We start from the raw sequence: 8,319 nt of genomic DNA, 5'->3' as shown, positions 1-8,319 counted from the left end.
GGCCCAGACCGGGGCGACCACGCTGATCCTGGTCACGAACACGGTGGCCGGCCGGCAGTGGCGGCACGAGCTGCTGCGCCGCACCTCGCTGACCGAGGAGGAGATCGGCGAGTACTCCGGGGAGCGCAAGGAGATCCGGCCGGTCACCATCGCTACCTACCAGGTGATGACGGCCCGGCGTAAGGGCGAATACCTGCACCTGGAGTTGTTCGGGGCCCGGGACTGGGGTCTGATCGTCTACGACGAGGTGCATCTGCTCCCGGCGCCGGTCTTCCGGATGACCGCCGACATCCAGTCCCGTCGTCGGCTCGGCCTGACCGCGACCCTCGTCCGGGAGGACGGCCGGGAGGGCGACGTCTTCTCGTTGATCGGGCCGAAGCGGTATGACGCCCCGTGGCGGGAGATCGAGGCACAGGGCTGGATCGCGCCGGCGCAGTGCACCGAGGTGCGCGTCACGCTCACCGAGGACGAGCGGATGGCCTACGCCGTCGCCGAGCCGGAGGAGCGGTACCGGATGTGTGCCACCGCCCGCAGCAAGCGGGCGGTGGTGGAACGTCTCGTCCGCCGGCACTCCGATGACCGGGTGCTGGTGATCGGCGCATATCTCGACCAGCTCGACGAGCTCGGGGAGCTGTTGGACGCCCCGGTCATCCAGGGTTCTACCCGTAACCGGGAGCGGGAGCGGCTGTTCGAGGCGTTCCGGACCGGGGAGATCACCACATTGGTCGTTTCCAAGGTCGCGAATGTCTCCATCGACCTGCCGGAGGCCGGGGTGGCCGTGCAGGTCTCGGGCACGTTCGGTTCCCGCCAGGAGGAGGCCCAGCGGCTCGGTCGGGTGCTGCGGCCCAAGGCCGACGGCCGCACGGCGCACTTCTACACGGTGGTGGCCCGCGACACCCTCGACCAGGAGTACGCGGCACACCGCCAGCGATTCCTCGCCGAGCAGGGCTACGCCTACACCATCGTCGACGCCGACGACGTCCTGGGGTAGCGGTCGGGGTCGCGCCATCACTCCGAGTCGGGCGGGTCGATCAGCTCGGCCGGCTGGATCGCCACCGGAAAGGGCTGAGTGGCGGTGAAGGTCTCCTTCCCGCTGACCGTGCGGGTGGCGAGGTACGCATCGGCGACCAGGTCGTACGCCTCGATGGTGGCGGTGTCCGGGTCGATCAGCCAGCAGGACGGCACGCCGCGTTGCCGGTAGAGATCGAGTTTGAGGGTGCGGTTGTAGCGCCGGGTGCTGGCGTCGGCCACTTCGATGACGAGGGACGGGGTGCCCCGGAGCCGACGGCCGGTGTCACCGCTCGCCGCTACCACGACATCCGGCACGAGCAGACTGCGGGGGGACAGCTCCACCCCGATCCCGGCCGGCAGGATCTGAGCTCCGGAGGAGGCCGTGCCCGCCAGGATCCGGACCAGGCGCGCCGTGACGCGGGCCCGCAGCGGTGTCGGCCATGGTCGCAGGACGCACAAGCCGTCCAGGAGCTCGAACCGAGCGTCATCATGCCCGCCCGTGTCGAGATCTTCCACGGTGACCGGGGGAGTGGGAACGGTCATCGAGGGGCGATGGGAGCGCGGCTGTGCGGGGGCCTGAACCACGAGGGCTATCGTGCCTGTCGCCGTGGCCGCTGTCTAAAGCTGGCATGCGTTAATTGTCCGTGTCGCGGTAAAAGGTCGAAGTCTAACGAAGGTGACCTTCGAGTTGTTCAAAAGGAGTGACATAAAGCTCTTGTCTCTTGGATTACCCGATGGTAATTTGATCGCCGTCGATGGCGGCCGAGAAGAGCGTTCTTGGAAAGGTCGCCTTTGGGAGTGCCTTCCGGCGTTCGCTCCGTCCCGAGCGGCGCCCGCTCCCACGCCGGAGAGCTCGCCCCCGCGGAACCTCCCGTCCGCGGGGGCGAGCCTTGCCCCGCACGGCGCCTTCGGCGCAGTGCGGGGACCCCTGGCATAAGGGTGGAGGCGGGGTTTCCGTCAGCTCGCCTTCGGCGAGCTTCCTGGGGTAGCGGTCGGGGCTTCGGCGCAGTGCGGGGACCCCTGGCATAAGGGTGGAGGCGGGGTTTCCGTCAGCTCGCCTTCGGCGAGCTTCCTGGGGTAGCCGTCGGGGCTTCGGCTGTGATGCACGGGCGAACGCACGAGGGCGGCCCCGGGAGAACCGGAGCCGCCCTCGGCCAGACGGTGGTGCAGGGTACAGCAGGTGACGAATTGGACTAGAAGTCCATGTCGCCGCCGCCGCCCGGGACTGCCGGGGCCGGGTTCTTCTCCGGCTTGTCAGCGATGACGGCCTCGGTGGTGAGGAACAGGCCGGCGATCGACGCGGCGTTCTGCAGGGCGGAGCGGGTGACCTTGGCCGGGTCGATGATGCCGGTGCCGATCAGGTCGACGTACTCGCCGGTGGCCGCGTTCAGGCCGTGGCCGGTCGGCAGGTTGCGGACCTTCTCGACCACGACGCCGCCCTCGAGACCGCTGTTGAAGGCGATCTGCTTGATGGGCGCCTCGAGCGCGAGCCGGACGATGTTGGCACCGGTCGCCTCGTCGCCGGACAGGTCCAGCTTCTCGAAGGCGGTGATCGACGCCTGGAGCAGCGCGACGCCACCACCGGCGACGATGCCCTCCTCGACGGCGGCCTTCGCGTTGGACACCGCGTCCTCGATGCGGTGCTTCTTCTCCTTGAGCTCGACCTCGGTGGCCGCGCCGACCTTGATGACGGCGACGCCGCCAGCCAGCTTCGCGAGCCGCTCCTGGAGCTTCTCGCGGTCGTAGTCCGAGTCCGACTTCTCGATCTCGTTGCGGATCTGGCTGACCCGACCGGCGATCTGGTCGGTGTCGCCGGCACCCTCGACGACGGTCGTCTCGTCCTTGGTGACAACGATCTTCCGGGCACGGCCGAGCAGGTCGAGCGAGGTGCTCTCGAGCTTGAGGCCGACGTCCTCGGAGATGACCTGACCACCGGTCAGGATGGCGATGTCGCCCAGGATCGCCTTGCGGCGGTCACCGAAGCCGGGGGCCTTCACCGCGACGCTCTTGAAGGTGCCGCGGATCTTGTTGACGACCAGGGTGGCCAGCGCCTCGCCCTCGACATCCTCGGCGATGATCGCCAGCGGCTTGCCGGTCTGCATGACCTTCTCCAGTAGCGGGAGCAGGTCCTTGACCGCGGAGATCTTGCTGTTGACGATCAGGATGTACGGGTCGTCCAGGACGGCTTCCTGACGGTCCGCGTCCGTGACGAAGTACGGCGAGATGTAGCCCTTGTCGAAGCGCATACCCTCGGTGAGCTCGAGCTCGAGGCCGAAGGTGTTGCTCTCCTCGACGGTGACGACGCCTTCCTTGCCGACCTTGTCCAGCGCCTCGGCGATGAGGCCGCCGATGGCCGAGTCACCCGCGGAGATGGACGCCGTGGAGGCGATCTGCTCCTTGGTCTCGACCTCCTTGGCCTGCTTGGACAGCTCCTCGGAGACGCGCTCGACCGCGACCTCGATGCCCTTCTTCAGCCCGAGGGGGTTGGCGCCGGCGGCCACGTTGCGCAGACCCTCGCGCACCAGGGCCTGGGCCAGGATGGTGGCGGTGGTGGTGCCGTCACCCGCGACGTCGTTGGTCTTCTTCGCGACTTCCTTGACGAGTTCCGCGCCGATCTTCTCGTACGGGTCCTCGAGCTCGATCTCCTTGGCGATGCTCACACCGTCGTTGGTGATCGTGGGTACGCCCCACTTCTTCTCCAGCACGACGTTGCGGCCCTTCGGCCCGAGCGTGACCTTGACCGCATCGGCCAGCTGGTTCATGCCGCGCTCCAGGCCGCGCCGAGCCTCCTCGTCGAAGGCAATGATCTTCGGCATGGTTTCTGGGTCCTCCCAGTGGGATGGCAGGTTCGATGGCCTGGCCCTAACGACGCCCGCGACGGACGGCTCCCGCCTGCTCCGGACCCGGGTGATGCACCTCGGACACAGCGCGGATCGGGCAGCCTCGCCGTTTCAGCCTTGGCACTCCCTAGACGAGAGTGCCAGCTCTTGTTTAGCACTCGGCACGAGTGAGTGCAAGCTGACCCATGGTTCCGCGTGCCCGGCTCCGATCCCCCCCGCGGCGCCTCGCCGTCGTCCGTGGCCCTTCCGTTGGTCCGGCGTGGTCCACGAAGTTCGTCGAATGCGCTGGGCCGGGCTGTGCTGCGCTGGGCCGGGCTGTGCTGCGCCCGAGTCAGTCGTCGCCGAGGCCGGCGGCCTCGAAGGCGCGCAGCGACGGCTTGATCGTCGCGGTCGGTCCGCCCGTCTCGACAAGGGGGTCAAGCGTCTTCAGCCCGTCGCCGGTGTTGTAGAGGATGGTCTCGGCGGCCGGGTCGAGCAGCCCCTCGCGCAGCAGCCTGCGCAGGGTGGCCACGGTGACGCCACCGGCCGTCTCGCCGAAGAGGCCCTCGGTGCGGGCGAGCAGCCGGATCCCGTCGATGATCTCCTCGTCGGTCACGTCCGCGATCGCCCCGCCGGTCCGCCGAGCCACGTCGAGGGCGTAGGGGCCGTCGGCCGGGTTGCCGATCGACAGCGACTTGGCGATTGTGGCGGGCCGGACCGGGGCGACGGTCTCGACGCCCCGGGCGAACGCGGCGGCCACCGGGTTGCAGCCGGCCGCCTGCGCACCGAACACCCTGTACGGCGCCGGCTCGACCAGGCCGAGCCGGCCGAGCTCACCGAAGGCCTTGTCGATCTTTGTCAGCAGCGAGCCGGAGGCGATCGGCACGACGACCTGCTCGGGCAGCCGCCAGCCGAGCTGCTCGGCGACCTCGTAGCCGAGCGTCTTGGACCCCTCGGCGTAGAAGGGGCGGACGTTGACGTTGACGAACGCCCACTCGTACTCCCCGGCCAGCTCGCTGCACAACCGGTTCACGTCGTCGTAGTTGCCCTGGATGGCGACCAGCGTCCCGCCGTACACCCCGGTGGAGACCGTCTTGCCGGCCTCGAGGTCGTGCGGTACGAGCACCACCGAGCGCAGCCCGGCACCGGCCGCATGCGCCGCCACCGACTGCGCGAGGTTGCCCGTCGAGGCGCAGGCGACCGTGGTGAAGCCCAGCTCGCGGGCGGCGGTGAGCGCCACGGAGACGACTCGGTCCTTGAAAGAATGGGTGGGGTTGGCGCTGTCGTCCTTGATATAGAGCGTCTTCATCCCCAGCTCCGCGGCGAGCCGCGGGGCCGGGCGCAGCGGCGTCCAGCCGGCCCCGAGGGAGACCCGCCGCGCCGGGTCATGCCCGGCGGGCAGCAGCCCGACATAACGCCACAGGTTCGCCGGACCGCGTTCGATGGACTCTCGGGTCACTCGAGCCAGCAGGTCCGGGTCGTAGGCGATTTCCAGGGGAGCGAAGCATTCCACGCACACATGCGTAGGGGACAGCGGGTAGGTGGCGCCGCAGTGCCGACAGGACAGCGAGACCGCGGGGTTCGCGACGTCGAGGGCGGGACCGGTGGCGCGCTCGGGCGCGAGTGTCATGAAGAAGCTCCTCATCTTTCCCGGGGCAGTCTGCCACCAGGACGGAATTAGCACCTGCCGCGCACGGGATGCGGGTGGTTGCCGGGGCTTCGCTGGGCCGTTCCCTCTGCCCCTCTGGATGAGCCAGATGAAGTTGTCTGTCCGTACTGTAGACCGTGCGCGGGTGGTCGTGCACCGGTGTTGCCTCTGGTTGTGGACATGATATGGGTCGGTCGGAGGTTTCTCGGTGTGGTCTCACCGGTGCGGGCGGGTCCTGCCCACTCGTACCGGCCGCGCGCGCCCCCATGCCCGGAGATCGACCCGATCACGCCAGAGCCAGGGAGTCTGTAACAGTGAGTATCCGCGTCGTCTATACCGATCTTGACGGCACGATGGTCGGTCCCAAGGGTTGTTTCTTCCGGGCGGAGGGGGGAGCGATCACCCTGGAGCCGGCTCGTGCGCTCGCCGAGCTGCACGGCGCCGGCGTTGCGCTGGTCCTGGTCAGCGGGCGTACCCGTCCGCAGCTTCTCGAGGCCGCGGCGATCTTCGGCGCGGACGGGTTCATCGGGGAGCTCGGCGCGATCGTCGGCTGGAACGAGGGGCGCGACAGCGAGATCCTGCGCGGCGCGATGCCGCCCGACTTCGACCAGGTACCGGAGTACCTGCTCGACTGGATGGTCGAGCGCTACCCCGGGCGGCTGGAGCTGCACACCCCCTGGCACTCCGGCCGGGAGGTCGACGTCATGCTTCGCGGGAAGATCGAGGTGTCGGAGGTCGACGGCTGGCTCGCCGAGACCGGGTTCCCCTGGTTGAGCATGCGCGACAACGGGCTGATCTCGCCGGTCCACATGCCTGATCTCGGAGTGAATCCGCACGTCTACCATCTGGTCCCGGACGGTGTGGGCAAGGGGGACGCGGTCGCCTACGACCTCAAGCGGCGCGGGGTGTCACCGGCCGAGGCGATCGCCATCGGCGATTCCGCCAGCGACCTGGCCATGGCTCCCCATGTCGGGCGGATGCACCTGGTCGCGAACGCGGTGCGGCACCCGGACATCGCCGCCCTGCTGGCGCGGTACGACAACGTCACGGTCGAGGCGGGCCCGGTCGGCGCCGGCTGGGCCAGCGCGGTGCGAGCGGCCGTTGCCGCCTGAACGCGGTCCGCCTGAACGCCGTCCGCGCGTCGACGTTCGGCCCCGGCAGGGCAGACCGGACGGTCACCGGTCGGCGGCGAGGGCGTGCAGCTGGTCGGTGAACCAGAGCTGGGGCGGTAGCCGCCCGGCGACGGCGGCCAGCTCCTCGGCGCGCCGGCGCCGCTCGGGGGCGGGCATCGTCAGGGCGGTGTGCAGGGCCCGCGCGGTCGCCTGGATGTCGAACGGGTTGACGACCAGCGCCGCCGTGCCCATCTCCGCGCAGGCTCCGGCCTCCCGGGAGAGCACGAGGACGGCATCCCTGATCGAGACGATCGGCCCCTCCTTGGCGACGAGGTTCATGCCGTCCCGGATCGGGTTGACGACGAGCACCTCCGCGAGCGAGAGGGCCGCGATCGACCGGGGGTAGTCGTCGGTGATCTCCAGCCGCAGCGGCAGCCAGGTGTCCGTGGCGAACTCGTCCTCGATCTCCGCGGCTAGGCGCTGCACCGCGGCGGTGTATTCCCGGTACTCCGGCAGATCGTGCCGTGACGGGTAGGCGCAGACCAGGTGCATCACCTTGCCGCGCCATTCCGGACGGGTGCGCAGCAGTTCCCGGTAGGCGTCGAGACCACGGACGATGTTCTTGGACAGCTCGGTGCGGTCGACCCGGACGATGAGCCGCCGCCCGCCGGCCAGGTCGACCAGCTCGGCGGCCCGGGCGGCCACGTCGGTGGCGGCGGCCCGGCCGCGCAGCTCGTCCGCGTTGACGCCGAGCGGATGTACCCCGATCCGCACCGTCCGGTGCGGCCCGGCTTCCCGTCCCGGCCCGGCTTCCCGTCCCGGCCCGGCTGTCCCGACGGTCACCGCCCGCCGCTCGATCCGCAGTCCGAGGAGGTCGCGGCAGCATTCCTGGAACGCGTCGGCCCAGGCGTCGGTGAGGAACCCGAGCCGGTCGGCGCCGAGCATGCCGCGCAGGATCTGTTCGCTGACGTCGTCCGGGAGTATCCGGAAGTACTCCGGCGGTGCCCAGGGAGTGTGGCTGAAGTGGGCGATCCGCAGGTCCGCCCGCAGCGCCCGCAGCCGGGCGGCGACCAGGGTCAGGTGGTAGTCCTGGATCAGCACCGAGGCGCCCGGGGCGGCCTCGTGCGCGAGGGCCTGGGCGAACATCTCGTTGTAGGTCTCGTACGCTTCCCAGTCGCGGCGGAACGCCGGGCCGAAGACCGGCTGCGACGCCGGCGCGTAGAGCAGGTGGTGGATGAACCAGAGTGTGCGGTTCGCGACTGCGTTGTAGGCGCGGTCGAAGACGACCTGGTCGACGTCGAGCATCCGGACGGCGGCGCCGCCGGTGTCGTGGCCGGCGAGATCGAGGCGGCCGGCGGGCGCGGAACGCGCTGCCCGGCGATCGGCGTCACTGAGGGCGGCACACACCCACGCCATCGGACCGTCACCGTCGTCGGCCGCCACCCGGCTGAGGCCACTGACGAGGCCGCCGGCGCCCCGCCGGATCCGCAGCTTCCCGTCGTCCCCGACGGCGAACGCCACCGGCCCCCGGTTGGAGGCGACCAGCACCCGCGCGGTGCCAGTCGGCCACAGCCGCGGCAGGGTGTCTTCCTCGGCTCCCGGCATCCGACGCACACTGCGGAGAGTAGGCCATCCGCTCAGCCCTGTACGCCGGTCCATCAAGATCGTCTTGTCTGGCGGTGGAGGCTCACGAATCAGCGACAGATGTCTCACGGAAATGCCCCTGGCT

At 69.9% G+C, this 8,319-nt stretch carries 6 protein-coding genes and 1 riboswitch; of the genes, 2 read left to right on the top strand and 4 right to left on the bottom strand.

Annotated elements, in window-relative coordinates; genetic code table 11:
* On the top strand, positions 1–991 hold a 991-nt coding region (locus tag AC08OP_RS16280), incomplete at its 5' end, for a DEAD/DEAH box helicase (RefSeq protein WP_476614977.1).
* A 17-nt stretch (positions 992–1,008) separates the two neighbouring features.
* Here the strand turns inward: AC08OP_RS16280 and AC08OP_RS16275 are convergent.
* The 3 genes from AC08OP_RS16275 to thrC all read right to left on the bottom strand — a co-directional run bounded on the left by AC08OP_RS16275 (position 1,009) and on the right by thrC (position 5,460).
* Positions 1,009–1,554 carry a Uma2 family endonuclease gene (locus tag AC08OP_RS16275; RefSeq protein WP_476593857.1) on the bottom strand — a complete coding sequence of 182 codons (546 nt, stop codon included), beginning with the start codon at positions 1,552–1,554 and terminating at the stop codon, positions 1,009–1,011.
* Between the two features lie 650 nt (positions 1,555–2,204).
* Entirely contained in the window at positions 2,205–3,827 is a 1,623-nt protein-coding gene (gene groL, locus AC08OP_RS16270; protein ID WP_476614976.1) for a chaperonin GroEL, read from the bottom strand.
* Between the two features lie 355 nt (positions 3,828–4,182).
* Complete coding sequence (gene thrC, locus AC08OP_RS16265) at positions 4,183–5,460, bottom strand: threonine synthase (protein WP_476614975.1); 1,278 nt, start codon at positions 5,458–5,460, stop codon at positions 4,183–4,185.
* A gap of 8 nt (positions 5,461–5,468) precedes the next feature.
* Positions 5,469–5,585: riboswitch (SAM riboswitch) on the bottom strand.
* A 207-nt stretch (positions 5,586–5,792) separates the two neighbouring features.
* Here thrC and AC08OP_RS16260 point away from each other — a divergent pair.
* The gene (locus tag AC08OP_RS16260) at positions 5,793–6,590 is read left to right on the top strand and encodes an HAD family hydrolase (RefSeq protein ID WP_476614974.1); all 798 of its coding nucleotides are present in this window, start codon (positions 5,793–5,795) and stop codon (positions 6,588–6,590) included.
* A gap of 63 nt (positions 6,591–6,653) precedes the next feature.
* Here AC08OP_RS16260 and AC08OP_RS16255 read toward each other — a convergent pair whose 3' ends face one another.
* The gene (locus AC08OP_RS16255) at positions 6,654–8,195 is read right to left on the bottom strand and encodes an alpha,alpha-trehalose-phosphate synthase (UDP-forming) (protein ID WP_476614978.1); all 1,542 of its coding nucleotides are present in this window, start codon (positions 8,193–8,195) and stop codon (positions 6,654–6,656) included.
* Positions 8,196–8,319 lie beyond the last annotated feature (124 nt).

It is taken from the genome of Frankia sp. CeRuru1 (assembly GCF_977966315.1).
The sequence above is the reverse complement of the archived record's forward strand: the minus strand, read 5'-3'. Positions and strand labels throughout refer to the sequence as shown.